The sequence below is a fragment of the Micromonospora antibiotica genome (assembly GCF_017599305.1).
Classification (GTDB): Bacteria; Actinomycetota; Actinomycetes; order Mycobacteriales; family Micromonosporaceae; genus Micromonospora; species Micromonospora antibiotica.
In genome coordinates, this window is record NZ_JAGFWR010000006.1 from 193288 (window position 1) to 209700 (window position 16413).

15 protein-coding genes are annotated in these 16413 nt (G+C 72.8%); 8 read left to right on the forward strand and 7 right to left on the reverse strand.

The features are described 5' to 3' along the window. Nucleotides 1–85 precede the first annotated feature (85 nt). On the reverse strand, nucleotides 86–1135 hold the full coding sequence (locus tag JQN83_RS14000) for an NAD-dependent epimerase/dehydratase family protein (RefSeq protein WP_307799266.1): 1050 nt from the start codon (nucleotides 1133–1135) through the stop codon (nucleotides 86–88). A 153-nt stretch (nucleotides 1136–1288) separates the two neighbouring features. Here JQN83_RS14000 and JQN83_RS14005 point away from each other — a divergent pair, with 153 nt between their 5' ends. From JQN83_RS14005 to JQN83_RS14025, 5 genes are read left to right on the forward strand one after another with little or no spacing between them, the layout of a single operon-like run. Beyond that, nucleotides 1289–1948, forward strand: a complete 660-nt coding sequence (locus tag JQN83_RS14005; protein ID WP_208567566.1) for a glycosyltransferase family 2 protein — start codon at nucleotides 1289–1291, stop codon at nucleotides 1946–1948. After that, entirely contained in the window at nucleotides 1945–2637 is a 693-nt protein-coding gene (locus tag JQN83_RS14010) for a TIGR04282 family arsenosugar biosynthesis glycosyltransferase (protein WP_208567567.1), read from the forward strand. Before JQN83_RS14005 ends, JQN83_RS14010 begins: the two co-directional genes overlap by 4 nt. A gap of 5 nt (nucleotides 2638–2642) precedes the next feature. Continuing rightward, nucleotides 2643–3275 carry a methyltransferase domain-containing protein gene (locus JQN83_RS14015; protein WP_372444026.1) on the forward strand — a complete coding sequence of 211 codons (633 nt, stop codon included), beginning with the start codon at nucleotides 2643–2645 and terminating at the stop codon, nucleotides 3273–3275. Continuing rightward, entirely contained in the window at nucleotides 3272–4486 is a 1215-nt protein-coding gene (locus tag JQN83_RS14020; protein WP_307799268.1) for a molybdopterin-dependent oxidoreductase, read from the forward strand. The genes JQN83_RS14015 and JQN83_RS14020 overlap by 4 nt, the downstream gene beginning before the upstream one ends. Next, entirely contained in the window at nucleotides 4483–4950 is a 468-nt protein-coding gene (locus JQN83_RS14025) for a hypothetical protein (RefSeq protein ID WP_208567569.1), read from the forward strand. The genes JQN83_RS14020 and JQN83_RS14025 overlap by 4 nt, the downstream gene beginning before the upstream one ends. Here JQN83_RS14025 and JQN83_RS14030 read toward each other — a convergent pair. From JQN83_RS14030 to JQN83_RS34115, 4 genes are all read right to left on the reverse strand, one after another. Then, a complete protein-coding gene (locus JQN83_RS14030) occupies nucleotides 4925–6781 on the reverse strand; it encodes an ABC transporter permease (RefSeq protein WP_307799269.1) in 1857 nt (618 codons plus the stop codon). The genes JQN83_RS14025 and JQN83_RS14030 overlap by 26 nt on opposite strands. A 176-nt stretch (nucleotides 6782–6957) precedes the next feature. Beyond that, the gene (locus tag JQN83_RS14035; RefSeq protein ID WP_244252412.1) at nucleotides 6958–8394 is read right to left on the reverse strand and encodes an extracellular solute-binding protein; all 1437 of its coding nucleotides are present in this window, start codon (nucleotides 8392–8394) and stop codon (nucleotides 6958–6960) included. A 404-nt stretch (nucleotides 8395–8798) separates the two neighbouring features. Beyond that, on the reverse strand, nucleotides 8799–9344 hold the full coding sequence (locus JQN83_RS14040) for a hypothetical protein (RefSeq protein WP_208567571.1): 546 nt from the start codon (nucleotides 9342–9344) through the stop codon (nucleotides 8799–8801). A 26-nt stretch (nucleotides 9345–9370) separates the two neighbouring features. Continuing rightward, nucleotides 9371–9745, reverse strand: a complete 375-nt coding sequence (locus JQN83_RS34115; RefSeq protein WP_307799270.1) for a UBP-type zinc finger domain-containing protein — start codon at nucleotides 9743–9745, stop codon at nucleotides 9371–9373. 162 nt (nucleotides 9746–9907) lie between these two features. On the opposite strand from JQN83_RS34115, the gene JQN83_RS14050 reads away from it, so the two are divergent. Further along, nucleotides 9908–10636, forward strand: a complete 729-nt coding sequence (locus tag JQN83_RS14050; RefSeq protein ID WP_208567573.1) for an alpha/beta fold hydrolase — start codon at nucleotides 9908–9910, stop codon at nucleotides 10634–10636. A 226-nt stretch (nucleotides 10637–10862) separates the two neighbouring features. Here the strand turns inward: JQN83_RS14050 and JQN83_RS14055 are convergent, their stop codons facing one another. Next, nucleotides 10863–11546: an alpha/beta fold hydrolase gene (locus JQN83_RS14055; protein ID WP_208567574.1), complete on the reverse strand. Its 684-nt coding sequence runs from the start codon at nucleotides 11544–11546 to the stop codon at nucleotides 10863–10865. Between the two features lie 53 nt (nucleotides 11547–11599). Here JQN83_RS14055 and JQN83_RS14060 point away from each other — a divergent pair, with 53 nt between their 5' ends. Beyond that, a complete protein-coding gene (locus JQN83_RS14060; RefSeq protein ID WP_208567575.1) occupies nucleotides 11600–12577 on the forward strand; it encodes a helix-turn-helix transcriptional regulator in 978 nt (325 codons plus the stop codon). Nucleotides 12578–12608: 31 nt separating this feature from the next. On the opposite strand, the gene JQN83_RS14065 is transcribed toward JQN83_RS14060, so the two are convergent. After that, complete coding sequence (locus tag JQN83_RS14065) at nucleotides 12609–13652, reverse strand: arabinan endo-1,5-alpha-L-arabinosidase (RefSeq protein WP_208567576.1); 1044 nt, start codon at nucleotides 13650–13652, stop codon at nucleotides 12609–12611. A 447-nt stretch (nucleotides 13653–14099) separates the two neighbouring features. On the opposite strand from JQN83_RS14065, the gene JQN83_RS14070 reads away from it, so the two are divergent. After that, nucleotides 14100–16268, forward strand: coding sequence for a HelD family protein (locus JQN83_RS14070; protein ID WP_208567577.1), 2169 nt, complete (start codon nucleotides 14100–14102; stop codon nucleotides 16266–16268). The last annotated feature ends 145 nt before the right edge of the window (nucleotides 16269–16413 follow it).

Here is a 16413-nt window from a genome sequence, read left to right on the forward strand (position 1 = left end):
CCGCCCGCACCCACCGGCCCGCCGCACAGGGTGCCGCTCGCGGGCGACGGGGGGCCCGCCCGCTCGGGGCGACGCGGGATGCCGCTCACCCGCGCAGCGGCGCGTGGGCGAACTCCGCGATCCCGTCGGCGAGGCCCACCACGGCCCGGAAGCCGAGTTCGGTCTCGGCCCGGGTGGGCGAGGCGACCACGTGCCGCACGTCGGCCAGCCGGAACTCGCCGGTGACCACCGGCGACGGCCCGCCGGCAGCTCGGGCCAGCTCCGTGGCCAACTGGCCGATGGTGGCCGGCCGGCCGGAGGCCACGTTGTACGCCCGCCAACCGGTGCCCGTACCGGTCGCGTCCAGGGCGGCGAGGTTGGCCGCCGCCACGTCGCGGACGTGCACGAAGTCGCGGCGCTGGCCGCCGTCCTCGAACACCCGCGGTGCCTGCCCCGCCTCCAGCGCCGAACGGAACATCGCCGCGACCCCGCTGTACGGGGTGTCCCGGGGCATCCCCGGCCCGTAGACGTTGTGGTAGCGCAACGCCACCACCGCGCCGCCGGTCTGCCGGGCCCACGCGGCGGTGAGGTGCTCCTGGGCGACCTTGGTGGCGGCGTACCCGCTGCGGGGGTCCAGCGGGGCGTCCTCGTCGACCAGGCCCGGCGTGACGGCGACGCCGCAGCTCGGACAGGTCGCCTCGAAGCGGCCGGCGGCCAGGTCGGCGACGGTACGCGGCCCGGGGCGCACCGGGCCATGTCCGGCGCAGACGTAGGCGCCCTCGCCGTAGACCACCATGGAGCTGGCGAGCACCAACCGGTGCACGCCCGCCCGGGCCATCGCGGCGAGCAGGACGGCGGTGCCGAGGTCGTTGCAGCCGACGTACTCGGGCAGGTCGTCCAGGTCGACGCCGAGTCCCACCATGGCCGCCTGGTGCACCACCGCGTCGACACCGGCCAGGACCCCGGCGACGCCCGGCCCGTCGCGCACGTCGAGCCGGACGACCGGGGCGCCCGCCACCGTGTCCGGCAACGGCCGGCGGTGCGCACCGGGATGACCGCAGTCCACGATCGTCACCCGGTGGCCGGCATCGTGCAGGGCGGTCACCACGTGGGTGCCGATGAAACCGGCGCCGCCGGTCACGAGTACGTGAGTCACCCGCCGACGGTAGGGCCGGGACGCGTCGCCGTGCCCCGGCCGCGACGGCCCGTCAGCGGTTCGTAAGAACTCCGTGCGCGGGTCGCCGGTGCCCCGGATTCCGTCATCAGCAGGTAAGAACTTCCGGCCGGATCGTGTCCTAGCGTCCGCAGCATGACCGACGTGGTTCTTCCCTGCCGCAACGAGGCCCCGGCCCTGCCCGACCTGCTGGCCCGGATGCCGGCCGGCTACCGGCCGATCGTGGTGGACAACGGCTCGACCGACGGCTCGGCGGCAGTGGCCCGCGCCTGCGGCGTCGAGGTGATCAGCGTGACCGAACCCGGGTACGGTGCCGCCGTGCACGCCGGGGTCCTGGCGGCCGACCCGGTCGACGGGGTGGTGTGTGTGCTGGACGCCGACGGGTCGTTCGATCCGGCGCAGCTGCCCCGGCTGGCCGATCCCGTCCGGGCCGGCGAGGCGGAGTTGGGCACCGGCCGGCGACGCCCCACCGCACGCGGCGTGTGGCCCCTGCACGCCCGGGTCGCCAACGCCCTGCTGGCGCACCGGCTGCGCCGGACCACCGGCCTCGACGTCCACGACATCGGGCCGATCCGGGCCGTCCGCCGGGCCGACCTGCTGGCGTTGGGGCTGCGTGACCGCCGTTTCGGTTACCCGTTGGAGCTGCTGATCTCGGCCGGTCGGGCCGGCTGGCGGGTGGTCGAGATCGACGTCGACTACCACCCGAGGGCGGCCGGGACCCGGTCGAAGGTGACCGGCACGGTGCTCGGCACCGCCCGCGCCGTCCGCGACATGAGCGCGGTGCTGGCCCGGTGAACGTCCCCCGACAGTCGCACGTTCCCGGGTCCCGCGCACCGCAGGTGCTGGTGCTGGCCAAGACCCCGGAGCCCGGCCGGGTCAAGACCCGGCTCTGCCCGCCCTGCACTCCGGTCCAGGCCGCCCGGGTGGCCGCGGCGGCGTTGGCCGACACCCTCGACACCGTCGCCACGGCCACGGCCGGCACCCGGGTCCTGGTCGTCGACGGCGACCACCCGGCCCCCCAGGGCTGGACGAGGCTCGCCCAACGGGGCGGCCCGCTCGGCGACCGCCTCGCCCACGCCTTCGCCGACACCCGCACGGCGGGCACGGCCACCCTGCTGATCGGCATGGACACCCCGCAGCTCACCGCCGCCCACCTCGACGCCGCACTGGAACTGCTGCGCCGGCCGGACGGGCCGGACGCGGTGCTCGGTCCGGCCGACGACGGCGGCTGGTGGACGCTGGGACTACGCGAGCCCGGCCACGCCTCGGTCCTGCGCGCGATCCCCACCTCTCTGCCGAGCACCGGGCAGCTCACCCTGGCCGCGTTGCGCCGCCTCGGTCTGCGGGTCCACCTGCTGCCCCGGCTGCGGGACGTGGACACCGCCGCCGACGCCCACGCGGTGGCCGCGGTGTGCCCGCCGGGCAGCCGGTTCACCGTGGCCGTCGCCCGCGACGTGCCGTCCCCCACGGCGGTCGCCCGGTGAACGCGGTGGCCCTCTTCGATGCCGTATTCGACCGGGCCGCGTCGGGTGTCCCCGCCGCGTTCACCGCCCGGCACCCGAGCGGTGGCGTGCACCGGTTCGACCCGGCCGGCTGGTGCCGGGACGCCATCGCCGGGGACGCGACCCTGCTGCGGCGCTGCACCGGACCCACCCTCGACGTCGGTTGCGGCCCCGGGCGGCTCACCGGCGCGCTGATCGACGCCGGGCAGCCGGCGCTCGGCATCGACGTCAGCGCCACCGCCGTCCGGCTGGCCCGGGAACGCGGTGCCGTCGCGCTGCAACGCGACGTCTTCGGCCCGGTGCCGGGTGCCGGGCGTTGGCCGCACCTGCTGCTGGCCGACGGCAACGTCGGCATCGGCGGTGACCCGTACCGGCTGCTGCGGCGGTGTCGTCGGCTGCTGGCGGCCGACGGCCACCTGCACGCCGAGTTCGCGCCGCCGGGCACGCCGGCCTGGTCCGGCACGGCCATGGTGCAGACCCCGGGTGGTGTCGGCAGCCCGCTGCCGTGGGCCTGCGTACCCCTCGACGACCTTTCCGTACTGGCCGGGGGCACCGCGTTGCGGGTGCACGACACCTGGACGGAGGCGGGCCGGTGGTTCGCCACCCTCACCCCCCGGTGACCGGCCGGCCGGCCGCGCTGCGGCGGCTCGCCCGACGGTGGTCGGCACCCCTGCCGGCCCCGCCCGGGGCGCTGCGGCGCGGGCCGCTGCGGCCTGACGGTTTCCCGTCCCCGTTACGGTCGACCCGGTTGACCAGCCAGCTCGGCGTCGCGCTCGGGGTGGCGTTCGCCGTCTGCTTCCTGACCGGGCTGCTCAGTCACCTGATCCAGCACCCGCCGGGCTGGTTGCCGTGGCCGTCCCGCCCGGTGGGCCTCTACCGGTTCACCCAGGGCCTGCACGTGGCGACCGGTCTGGCCACGGTGCCGCTGCTCGGGGCCAAGCTGTGGTCGGTCTACCACCACCTGTTCCGCTGGCCGCCGGTCCGGTCGCTCGCCCACGCGCTCGAACGCGCCAGCGTCGCCGTGCTGGTCGCGGCGGCGCTGTTCCAGGTGATCGGCGGCGTCCTCAACGTCGCCCGCTGGTACGCGCCGATGCCGTTCTTCTTCACCGCCGGGCACTACCGGGTGGCGTGGTTGTCGGTCGGTGCGCTGCTGGTGCACGTCGGCGTGCAGTTGCCTGCGGTACGCGCTGCGCTCGGCCCGACCACCGCCGAATCTGCGCGGGAGCGGCTCAGCCGACGCGGGTTGCTCGGTGGGATCGCCGCCGCGGCCGGGCTGGTCACCCTGACCACCGTCGGGCAGACCGTCCGCCCGCTGTCCGCCCTGGCGGTGCTCGCGCCCCGCCGACCGGACGTCGGGCCGCAGGGGCTGCCGGTCAACAAGACCGCCCACCGCGCCGGGGTCCGCGCCCAGGCGCTCGACCCGGCGTACCGGCTGGTGGTCGAGGGTCCCCACCGGCGCACCGAACTGGATCTCGCCGCCCTGCGCGCCCTGCCGCAGCACACCGCCGAGCTGCCGATCGCCTGTGTGGAGGGGTGGAGCGCCACCGGGCGGTGGACCGGCGTACGACTGCGGGACCTGGTCGCGTTGGTGGGCGTCGACCCGGACCGGGCGACGGTGCTGGTCGAGTCGTTGGAGACGGCCGGCCGCTACCGCACGTCGACCGTCGGGGCGGCGCACGTGCGTGACCCGTTGACGCTGATCGCGCTGCGGTTGGGTGGGGCACCCCTGCACCCCGACCACGGCTACCCGGCCCGGTTGATCGCCCCGAACCGGCCCGGTGTGTTGCAGACCAAGTGGGTCGGTCGGCTCACCGTCCGGGAGGCGTCGTGAGGACCCGGGTGGCGCTCGTCGCGGTCGGCACCCTGCTGATCGGGTACGCCGTGGTGGGCGCGCTCGCCGACCCCGACCTGCGGCCGGCCGGGGTGCTGCTCTTCCTGGCCGGGGTGTTGGCCGGGCACGACCTCGTCTGGATGGCCGGGCTGCTGGGCGTCGGCGCGCTGCTCGCCCGGTGGGTCCCGCAACGTCACCGGCCGGTGGTGCGGGCCGGCGTGATCAGTGCCGCCACGGTCACCGTCGTGGCGTTTCCGCTCGTCCTCGGTGTCGGCCGGCCGCCGGACGACCCGTCGGTGCTGCCGCTGCCCTACGGCCGTAACCTCGCGGTCGTCCTGCTGCTGATCGCCGTTGCGACACTGCTGACCTGCTGGGCGGCCGACCGGCGGCGCTCCCGGCGACCGGCCCCGGACGGGCCGGACGGGCCGACCGCCCCGGTCAGCCCTTCACCGCCCCGGCGGTGAGCCCTTCGGTCAGGAAGCGCTGCCCGAAGGCGTACATGATCACCACGGGGATGCTGACCAGCAGCGACGCGGCGGCGAGCTGCCCCTGCGGCACGACGTCCCCGGTGATCATCGACTGCATCCCCACCGGGAGGGTCTTGTACTCGTCCTTGGTGATGAACACGAAGGCGAAGAGGAACTCGTTCCAGGCGTTGGTCAGGGTGAACAACGCGACCGCCAGCAGTCCCGGCTTGGCCAGGGGCAGCATCACCCGCAGGAACGCCTGGAACCGGGTGCAGCCGTCGACCAGCGCGGCCTCCTCCAACTCGACGGGGATCGACGCGAAGTACCCGGCCAGCAGCCAGGTGGCGAACGGCAGGGTGAAGGTCGGGTAGGTCACGACCAGCGACCACAGCGAGTCGGTGAGCCGCACCCCGATGAGCAGTTGGTAGAGCGGGATGAACAGCAGCGCGCCCGGCATCACGTAGGTCACCAGCACCGTGACGGTGAAGCCCTGCGCCCCCCGGAACCGCAGCCGGGCCAGGGCGTAGCCGGCGAGGGCGGCGCAGACCAGCGCGACCACGGTGGACGCCACGGACACCAGCACCGTGTTGAGGTACCAGCGGCCGAACGGCTTGGTGGCGAAGAGGTCGGTGAACTGTTGCAGGCTCCACGGCGTCGGCCACAGGTCGCGGTCGTGCATGACGATCTGGCCGTCGGACTTGAAGGCCGTGACGACGATCCAGTACAGCGGGGCCAGGACGAACAGGAGCAGCCCGGCCAGGGCGACCCAGGACGCCAGCCCCGACACCAGCGACGACGCCCGGCGACGCCCCCGGGCCCCGAGGGCCGAGACCACCCGGCCGACCACCGCCGCGACCAGGAGGAAGACCCCGAGGACGACGGCCGCCTTCCAGAAGATGTGCGGTGACGCCCAGGCCAGCAGGGCGGCGGCGACCACCGCGACGACCCACGGCAGTGCGGTGCGGACCGTACGGGTGGCGCGGGCAGAGCGGTCCGGCCGGGGCTTGCGGGAACGTCGGGGCGGCGCCACGCCCGAGTCCCGGCGTAACAGGCGGACCAGCACGAACACCAGCGAGCCGATGACCGGCAGCATGACGAGGGTGACCGCCGCTCCCGCGCCGTACTGCAGTTGCAGGATCGCCTTCGAGTACGCGACCAGCACGTACGGTGCCGTCGCGTCGCCGGGGCCGCCCTGGGTCAGCAGCCAGATGAGGTCGAAGTTGTTGAACGTCCAGATCGACGACAGGGTGACCGTCACGGTGATCACGTGGCGCAGTCCGGGCAGCGTCACGTGGACGAACCGCCGCCACGGCGAGGCACCGTCGACGGTCGCCGCCTCGTACAGGTCGGTGGGGATGGCCTTCAATCCGGCGAGGAAGGCGACGGTGAAGAACGGCACCCCCTTCCACACGTTGACCATGATCACCGACGGCATGGCCAGGGACGCCTCGGACAGCCAGCCCGCCGGCCAGCTGTCGACCAGGTGCGCGTCGACCAGCAGCGGCCCGATCCCCGACTCGGTGAGCAGCAGGTTGACGCTGCCGAAGATCGGGTCGAGCAGCGAGCGCCAACTGAACGCGGTGACCACCGTCGGCACCACCCACGGCAGCAGGAGCAGCCCGGCCAGCACGGCCCGTCCCCGCCGTCGGTGGTGCAGCAGCAGGGCCGCGGCCAGCCCCAGCACCGCCTTGAACACCTCGGCGTACGCGGTGAAGACGAACGAGTTCACCACTCCCGTGTGGAACTGGTCGTCGTCGGCGAGGGCGAGGTAGTTGGCCAGGCCGACGAACACGCTCTGCTGCCCGTGCCGTTCCGTCGTGCTGGTCACGACCGACCAGGCGATCGGCACGAGCACGAGACCGCCGACCAGCACGGCGGTGGGCGCCAGGAACAGCGCCGCCAGTCGCCAGTCGCGGCCCAGCCGGCGTCGGGTCGCGATGCGGAATCGGGATTCCGGCGGCGAGGATCTCCGCGACGCCGGGGCGGACGCCGGGCGGACCGACGTCACTGCGGCAGCCCCTGCTGGGTGAAGATCTGCACCATCTTGGCGTGCGCGGCCCGCACGGCCTGCGCGGGCGGCGTGCCCTGGATGACCTGCTGCATCATGTCGGTGAGGACGTAGGCGCCGACGGCGGCCTGCTGCCCCGCGCTGGCCTTCTGCGGGAAGTTGAGGCCGTTCCTGGTCGACAGCGGCAGCTGCTGTTGGGTGATCCTGCGCATGATGGGGAAGGCCGGGTCGCCGCTGGTGAAGAACGGGTCGGCGTCCCAGACCTTCTCCCAGGCCGGCAGCGCCAGACCGGGCGCCTCCTTCGCCACCCCCACGAGGGCAGGCGCGGTGACCAGGTATTGCGTCAGGAGCTTGGCCAGGGCGGCGTTCTTGGCGCCCTTGAAGATGACGAAGCCCTGGGACTGGCCGAGCAGCAGGGACTTGTCGGTGGCCGGGCCGGTGCAGTCGGCGAAGACGTGGGTGTTGTCGTAGACGGGGTTCTTCTTGGTCTTGGAGTCCGCGTAGACGCTGAACTGGTTGCGGGTGTAGCCGAGGATGCCGGCGAGCCAGTTCTCGTTGTTGCTGGAGTCGGTCCAGGCGGCCACTCCCGGCGGCAGCATCGGCTTGTAGCGGGGGTTGGTGTAGATGTCGGCGAGGAAGGTCACCGCCTGCACCGTCTCGGGAGAGTCGAAGGTGACCTTCCGGCCGTCGTTGGAGGCGATCGCCCCGCCGTAGGAGTTGATCAGCGCCTCGATCATGCCGTTGGCGTCACCGGAGCGGTTCACGGTCATGCCCCAGCCGAACCGCCGCTTGCCGGGGTCGGAGATCGCCAGGCACAGGTCCCGCAGCTCCTCCCAGGTGTAGACGTCCCTGGGGGTGATGCCCTCGTCGCGCATCCAGTCCTTGCGCAGGAACGACCCGATCCCGATGAAGTGGTAGGGAATGGCGAACCACCTGCCGTCGAAGACGCAGAAGTTCTTGGATTCGGCGGTGGGTTCGCCGTACGTCGCCGTCAGCGCCTGGACGACGTCCGTCACGTCCTCCAGGTCGCCGAGCGCCTGGAACTGGGCGACGAACCGCGAGTCGGTCATGAACGCGAGGTCACGCGCCACACCACCCTGGACCTCGGCGTGGATCTTGGCAACCACGTCGCCCGCGTCCGCCTGGACCAGGCTGTTGCCGATCTTGGTGCCGGTGGTGTCGGCGAACTTCCTGATCGAGGCGTCGAGCGCCGCGTTCGCCGCCTCCGAGTACAGCTTCTGCGACAGCATCCCCAGCGAGGAGCCCTTCAGCGCCACCGCGGCGTCGACGAGTTCCTTCGGGACCTCGGCCTGCGCCCTGGGCGTCGACGGTGCGGTGCCTCCGCAGGCGGCCAGGCCGGCCGCACCGAGCAGCCCCACCCCCATTCCCAGAAAGCCGCGCCGGGACCGTAACGCACTGTCCTCGATGGACATCCGTCTCCTCCGTCTCGCCTCACCGGGACCCACCGGGAGAGGCCAGGGGCAAGACCGTCCTGTATGGACGCCAGTACAGCACGCGCCCGGGGACGGTTGCCTGATCGGATGGCCTCAGCCCGCTCCTGCCCGCGCAGTCATCGGGAAAGTCGCCCCGCCACCGGCGGGCCCTCCCCGGCCTGCCCCGAGCTGTTCGTGCCCCGGGCGGCGGAACGGCGACCGGGGCGGCGCTGCGCCCACTCTACACATTTCGGAAAGTCGCGCCTAGCCTTGAACACAATTCGGGAGACCGCCCGCGCAATTCATCTTCACCAATATTGCTAACCGAGAACACACTCCGGGTCTCAGGCCCGAGCCATTGACGCTGGTGAGCCGCGCGATGGCCGGCCGGTGACGCCGGAACGTCAGGCGGGAAGGCGGCGGGCCAGTTCGCGCCGCAGCTGGTCACGGCCGGGGCTCAGGTAGACCAGCGGGACCCGGATCTCGTACGGCCGGCTCTGCCCGTACGTCGCCCACTCCCACCGGGCGATCGGGGGGCGGGTCCGGTCCGGGTCGGCCGGCTCGATCGCCAGGACCGGGTACCACCATCCGCTGATCTCGGCACGCGCGACATTCGACCACTCGATGGCCAGGGTGCGCTCACCCGGACCCGCCACCTGGAGGTGGTCCACGGCGAGCCGCAGGGGCAGCCCCGGCCTCTGGCCGCTGGACGGCGGACGGGCCACCCCCCGGAAGAACCCCCAGAGCAGGAACCACGTCAGCGGCAGCCACAGCCCGTCCCACCACGGGTCGCCGGAGGCCAGATTGACGACCGCCAGCGCCACCGCCAGCACAGGGAGCGCGGTGGCCAGGAAACCGACCTCACGACCCCGGGAACGGCGGAACTCGATGACGGTCGGCTCATCGGCGGTGGTCACTGCGGCGTACTGCCCGGCGGGCCTGAGCGCCAAACCCGCCGCCCCCGGCATGCGTACAGTCAGTGCAGCCGGCGCTTCCAGTCCTCCGGCACCCGCCCCTCGGGGCCGGGGGCGGGCTGGTCGGGCGGACGCGACTGCGGCCCGGCCAGCTCCGGACCAGCGGCATAGAACTGATCGTCGGAGTAGTCCCAGAACCACGACTCGCCGGGTTCGAAACTGCGTACCACCGGATGCCCCGTCGCGGCCGCGTGCGCCGTCGCGTGCTGGCCCGGCGAGGAGTCGCAGCAGCCGACCTGGCCGCAGGACGCGCAGCGGCGCAGGTGGAACCACCACCCACCGGAGGACTCACACTCGACGCAACCCGGGCCGCTCGGCGGCACCGTCGTAGTTACACCCACCGCGGTCGCGGCGAGGAGCTTGGGCTGATCGGCCACGGCGTGTTCCTCTCGACTCGCCGCTACGGTACCCGGACTCATCCGTCGACACCCCACCCCGGTTACCCGGCCGGGTGAGCCGGTCGGTCGACGCACGCCGGGGTACGCCCGTGGTCCGAGAATGAAGCCGGCACCCGGCCAACTATCCGGAGGAACCCGACGATGTCCCTCACCACCGCACAGCCCGGCCGACCGACGGTCGTCCTCGTCCACGGCGCCTTCGCCGAATCGGCGAGTTGGGCCGGGGTGATCACCGCACTGCGCGACGACGGCTACCCCGCGGTGGCCGTGGCCAACCCGCTGCGCGGCGTCCGGCACGACGCCGACCACCTGCGCGCGGTGCTCACCGGGATCGACGGGCCGGTCGTCCTCGTCGGCCACTCGTACGGCGGAATGGTGATCTCGAACGTGCCGGCGGCGGGTGCCGGCGTGATCGCGCTGGTCTACGTCGGGGCCTTCGCCCCCCTCGCCGGCGAGAGCGCCGCCGACCTGGCCGGTCGGTTCCCCGGCAGCTCCCTGGGTGAGACGCTGGCCCCCGTCACGCTCCCGGGCGGGGCGACCGACCTCTACATCCGGCAGGACCGCTACCACCAGCAGTTCGCCGCCGACTCGACGACGGCGCAGGCCGCCGTGATGGCGGTGACCCAGCGGCCGATCACCGAGGCGGCCCTGGGTGAGCCCTCCGGCGAGCCCGCCTGGCAGTCGCTGCCGTCCTGGTTCCTCTTCGGCAGCGAGGATCTCAACATCCCGGTCGCGGCCCACCGGTTCATGGCCGAACGGGCGGGCTCCCGGCGGACGGTGGAGATTCCCGGAGGTTCGCACACGGTGGCCATCCCGGAGGCCGCCATGCTGGCCGACCTCATCCGGGAGGCCGCCGACGCGACCCTCTAGCCGGGCCCGGCCGGAAAACCGTGATCCGCCCCCCGGCCACCGCACTCCGCCCGGTCACGCCGGGCCCGGGAGGCACGGCGCGGCTACCTCACCCACCACGGGCGAGGTAGCCGCCGCTGCCCCGAGGCACGTCCCCGACCGTGCCGGTGCGCCCCCGTTCACCGTCGCCCGGTACCGCCGTGTCGTCGTCGCCGAGATCGGGGTCGTCGAACTGCTGCCGGGTCCGTCAGAGGTCGGCCAGGATGCGGGCCAACTCGACCGGCCGGCTCAGCATCGGCCAGTGCCCGGAGTCGATGTCGACCAGGTCGACCTTCCGGGCCTTGGCGAGTTCGGGCAGGTCACCCCCGTCGAGCATCGCCTGGGCCTGCTCCGGGGTGAACTCGGGGCACACCAGGACGACAGGCACGTCGAAGCGCCGCGCATCGGTCAGCCGGACTGTCCCCCGGGCCACGCCCTCGGGCACCGGGATGGCGGTGGCCAGGAATTCCGCCCGCGCCCGTTCGTCGAGGTCGGCCGCGTCCGCGCCCTCGAAGGGCGCCCAGCCGGGGAACGGCATCGCCCCGTCCTCGATCGGGAAGAAGTCGGCGTACAGGTCCCCGTCGGCCTGCGGGAAACCGCCGATCAGCACGACCCGGGCGACCGTCGAGGGCCGCGCGTCGGCGATCAACCAGGCCAGGGCGCAGGAGGCCGAGTGCCCCACCACCACCGACCCCGCCGGTGCCGCGTCCACGACGGCCAGCACCGCGGCAACCTGGTCGTCGAGCGTCGCCGCCGTGTTCCCGTCGCCCTGGCCCGGCAGGTCCACCGCCACCGCGTGTCGCCCCACCCGGGTCAACTCGGCGACGACGCCGTCCCACGCCGAGGCGTCGAGCCACAGGCCGCCGACGAGCACGATCTGTTCATCAGTCATGACGACAACGTAGCGTCGATTCCGGACGTTCCACTTCCGGTACCGTCCGGTGCGTGGAGAATGCCGACAGCCCCACCGCCCGTGCCCTGCGGACGCTCGACATCCTGCGGGACCGCCCGGGTACGACCGCCGAGGAGCTGGCCGCCGGTCTCGGCGTGACCGAACGCGCCGCGCGCCGCTATGTCGGGATCCTCCGCGAGGCGGGCATCCCGGTCGAGTCCGTGCGCGGGCCCTACGGCGGCTACCGCCTCGGCCGGGGCGCCCGGCTGCCGGCCGTCGTCTTCACCCAGGAGCAGGTCATCGGCCTGGTCATGGCCGTTCTCGACGGGCAACCGGCCGCGATCGACGCCGACGGCCTGGTCGGGTCCGCGCTCAGCAAACTCATCCGGGCGCTGCCCGACAGCGTCGGACGGCAGGCGGCGGCACTGCGGGCGTACGCGGCAGCCGCCTCCGACCGACGGTCGGCGCACGCCGATCCCACCACGACGAGCACGCTGGTGGCGGCCGTGGCCGACCACCACCAGGTGGCCTTCACCTACACGACCGAAGGCGGCGAGTCCTGGGAGGCCGTGGTCGACCCGTGGGCGGTGGTGGTGCGCTTCGGCCGCTGGTACCTGCTGTGCCACTCGCACCGGGCGGGCGCGATCCGCACGTACCGCATCGACCGGATCGGGGCCGTGCGGCACCTGCCGCAACGGTTCATCCCGCCCGACGATCTCGACCCCGTGGCCACCCTGGAGGCGCACCTGGGTTCCGGGTGGAAGTACCCGACCCGGGTGGTGTTCCACGAGCCCTACGAGCGGGTGGCACCGTGGGTCCGGCCGACGATGGGCCGCCTGGAGCCTACCGGCGACCGGTGCGTCCTGACCGGCAGCACGACCAACGCCCGGATGTACGCCCAGGAGTGGCTGGCCGCCGTCCCGTTCGACTTCACCGTCGAGGAGGGTCCCGAGCTGCGGGCCGCCGTGGCCGCGGTCGCCGCCCGCCTCACCGCCGCGCTGGACGGCGGCCCCCGACCGTCGCCATCCTGACCGGGGGCGCACCGTCGGATCGTGGTCGCCGTCAGTAGACGAACGGCCAGCCGGCGTTGTCGTAGCCCAGCAGGTTGACGCCCAGCAGTGCGGTGCCGTTGTCGGCGTAGTAGTGGTAGACGAGGACTTCGGCGTCGGTGTCGGTGAACACCGCCTGGTGGCCGGGGCCGTGGATGCTGCCGTGTCCGGCGAGGACCTGGGTGCCGCCACCGGCGGTCATCGCCACCCCGTTACGGTCGACGTACGGGCCGGTGACCGAGGTCGACCTGCCCACCATGACCCGGTAGGTGCTCGCCGCCCCCTGACAGCACCGGTCGAACGACACCCACAGGTAGTAGTAGGCGCCGTGCCGCACGATCACCGGCGCCTCGATGGCACCCCCGTTGCGGCCCGCGACGCTCCGCACGGTCGTGTCGGCGCGTTTCCCGGTCGCCGGATTCAACGACACCATCTTGATACCGGACCAGAACGACCCGAAGCTCAACCACCACCTGCCGGAAGCGTCGACCACCAGATTGGGATCGATGGCGTTGAAGTCGTCCGACGTCCGGGACTCGATCACCAGACCCTGGTTGGTCCAACTCCCCGACGCCCCGGTGGTGCTCGTGGCCAGGAAGATCGCCGACCGGTTGGAGCCGAACGTCGAGGCCGAGTAGTACAACCAGTACCGGCCGTCACGGTAGGATAGATCCGGCGCCCAGAGGTTACGACTGCCCCCGGTGTACGTCGTCGTCCACGGTGCGCCGCCGGGGAACACCGTGCCCGCGTTGCGGAACGCGATCCGGTCAGTGGAGGTCTTGAGCGCGATGTTGTCGCCGGTGTGGGCCAGCAGGTAACTTCCACCGGGACGGATCACGACCGTCGGGTCGTGCACCCCGACGTCCCCGGTCACCCGACCCGGGCCGGGGTAGGACCCGGGCGGGGTGGTGGGCGTCGCCGCGACCCTCGGTGCGGCCGTCGACGCCGACGGCGATCCCTGAACGATGCCGGCGACCACCAGCACGACCGACAGGGAGATCAACGCCAGTCGGCGGAGGGTGGACGGATTCTGTACGGAGGCGAGCGAAGTGGTCACGACAGTTCCCTGGGTCGGGCGTCGGGCAGCGTGATGCCGACGCGGCGGGACGTCGACAAAATGTCGAGATCATTGCATTCATGTTTTCCCAGAAGTTAACGCAGGCATCGAAGCCTGTCAACGCCTGTGGCCGCCGGCCCCCGTCGGCCGCCCCTCCTCGACAGCCGACGCCGGCGGGGGTCGCGCCGGGCCGGCCCGGCGGCCCCGCACCACGTCGTCCACGACCACCCACGTGGTATCCCGCCACCGGCACCCGCCCGCGAAAGGGCCGGCACGACCCGTCCAGATGGGATGAGGCCACAATCGGCAAGAAACTGTGAGGTATTGAGACGCTTGTCTCCGCCGCCGATTTCACGGCACGCCGACGAGACCGCGACCCTATGCTTGTCGCCGAAATACCTGCGGCCGGTCGGGTAGCAGGAAAAGAACCAGTCCGAGGATCTGCGAATGCGTCGGAAATCTGCTCTGGACAATGGCATCGCTGACGTCACCACGGCAATTGCCCGCAGTGGAGCACCAACCTCCCCCGCAGCGGAGGCCGCGCGCCGAGCCGCGGTCGCCGAGGAACAGGAGTTCCTCGACTCGGCCGTGGCGCGGCGCGACAGTCTTGTCGACCATCTACAGGCCGAGCTTTCCTCAGCTGCCCTGGACGTGTTGGAACGGGCGCGGCTGCGCATGCTCCGCCAGCAGTACGAGCAGTTGCGGCGAGCGCAGGAACGGTTGGTCTTCGGCCGCCTCGACGGTCTTGACGGCACCGTGCGGCACGTCGGCCGGGTCGGCCTGCGCAACGACGACGAGGACGGTGAGCCGCTGCTGCTGGACTGGCGCGCTCCCGCGGCCCGGCCGTTCTACACCGCGACCGCTGTCGACCCGCAGGGGCAGGCACGACGGCGGCACATCCGCACGACGGGACAGGTGGTCGTCGGGGTGGACGACGAGCCGCTGGACGGGACCATGACAGCGGAACTCGTCGGTGAGGGGGCGCTGCTGGCCGCCCTGGACCAGCGGCGCACCGGTCACATGTCGGCGGCGATCTCCACGCTGCAACGCGAACAGGACGACATCATCCGGGCGGAGGCGACCGGCCCGCTGATCGTGCAGGGCGGTCCCGGCACCGGCAAGACCGTGGTGGCCCTGCACCGCGTCGCCTACCTGCTGTTCGCCCACTCGGCAATGGCCGACCAGGCGGTCCTGGTCCTCGGCCCCTCCCCGCGGTTCCTCCAGTACATCGCCCAGGTGCTGCCCGCTCTCGGTGAGACCGCCGTCGTCTCGGCGACCTGCGACACCCTGCTGCCCGACATCCGCGTGGGCCGCGACGAGAGCCGGACCCTCGCCGAGATCAAGGGCCGGGCCCTCTGGCAGGCCGCGCTCGAGAACTACGTCGGCTCGCTGTTCCCGCGCCCCCGCGAGTTGACGCTGCGCTGGGAGGGCGAGTTCTACGCCATCCCCGCCGGGACGGTCGCCCAGGTACTCGCCTCGGTGCGGGGACGCCCCTATCACCGGGCCCGTCAGGCGTGCGCCGAGCAGCTGCACCACCTCCTGACCGAAGCCGTCGTCGATCAACGCGAGGCGCTGGTGAACGCGATGGACGAGGGCTTCGAGGACATCCTCGCCCGCGTCGACCGGAGCATGCAGCACGACCACCGGTCCGCCGGTGGGCCCACCGGCAGTGACGTCGACGGGCTGCTCTCCGAGGAAGAGATCGACGCCCTCCGTGGTCGAATCGCGGAGAACGCGAGCATCGCCCGGTTCGTCGAGGCATGGTGGCCCACCCTCGACGCCGAAGACCTGTTGCGGGGTCTGGTGACCGACCGCGCCCTGCTCGCCCGCTTCGCCCCCCAGTTGTCCGCGGCGGAGATCACCGCCGTCGCGACGGAGCCCGCGCCGTGGGCTTCGAGCGACATCCCCCTGCTCGACGCGGTCGCCGACCTGCTGGGCGAGGTCGAAGCCCCGCCGCCGCAGGGCGAGTTCGTCGCCGACCACGCTCGCCGGCAGCGCGGCTGGGTGTACGGCCACGTCGTCATCGACGAGGCGCAGGAGCTGTCCGAGATGCAGTGGCAGATGGTACTGCGGCGTTGTCCCAGCCGTTCCGTCACGGCGGTCGGCGACATCGATCAGACGGAGGCGGCGCACCGGCACACCACCTGGGCACAGGCGGTGCAGGCGGCTTTCGGACAGCGGTGGACCGCTGCGGAGCTGACCATCTGCTACCGCACCCCGCGCGAGGTCATGGACCTCACCGGGCCCGTCCTGAGGCAGGCCGGTAGCCACAACTCCCCGCCCCGGGCGGTGCGTTCCTGCGGCATCGACCCCTGGGTCCTCACGGTCGCCCCTGCGGAGCTTGCCGACACCGCCGCCCGGGCGGTGCGACAGTTGCAGCAGCGGTGGCACGGCGGCACGGTGGGCGTCATCGCCCCCGCCGACCGCATCGCCGAACTCCACGCCGCACTGGCTGACGTCCCGGTGCTCACCGCGGTGCAGTCCAAGGGCCTGGAATGGGATGCGGCGCTCCTCATCGATCCCCAGGGCATCGCCGCCGGGCCGCGCGGCTGGAACGGCCTCTACGTCGCGCTCACCCGATGCACCCAGGAACTGGGACAGCTGGTTCTCGGGTAGCGAACTCCCCGGGTGTGCCGCCGTTGCGCCGGCGTCCGGTCACCGCCGGCGCCGGGTGGCCAGGGCGCCGTCCCAGGCCACCCGGCGTCGACGCGGAAGGACGCGGCCGACCACCGGGCGGGCGGCACAGGCGGGAAGTGCCGAG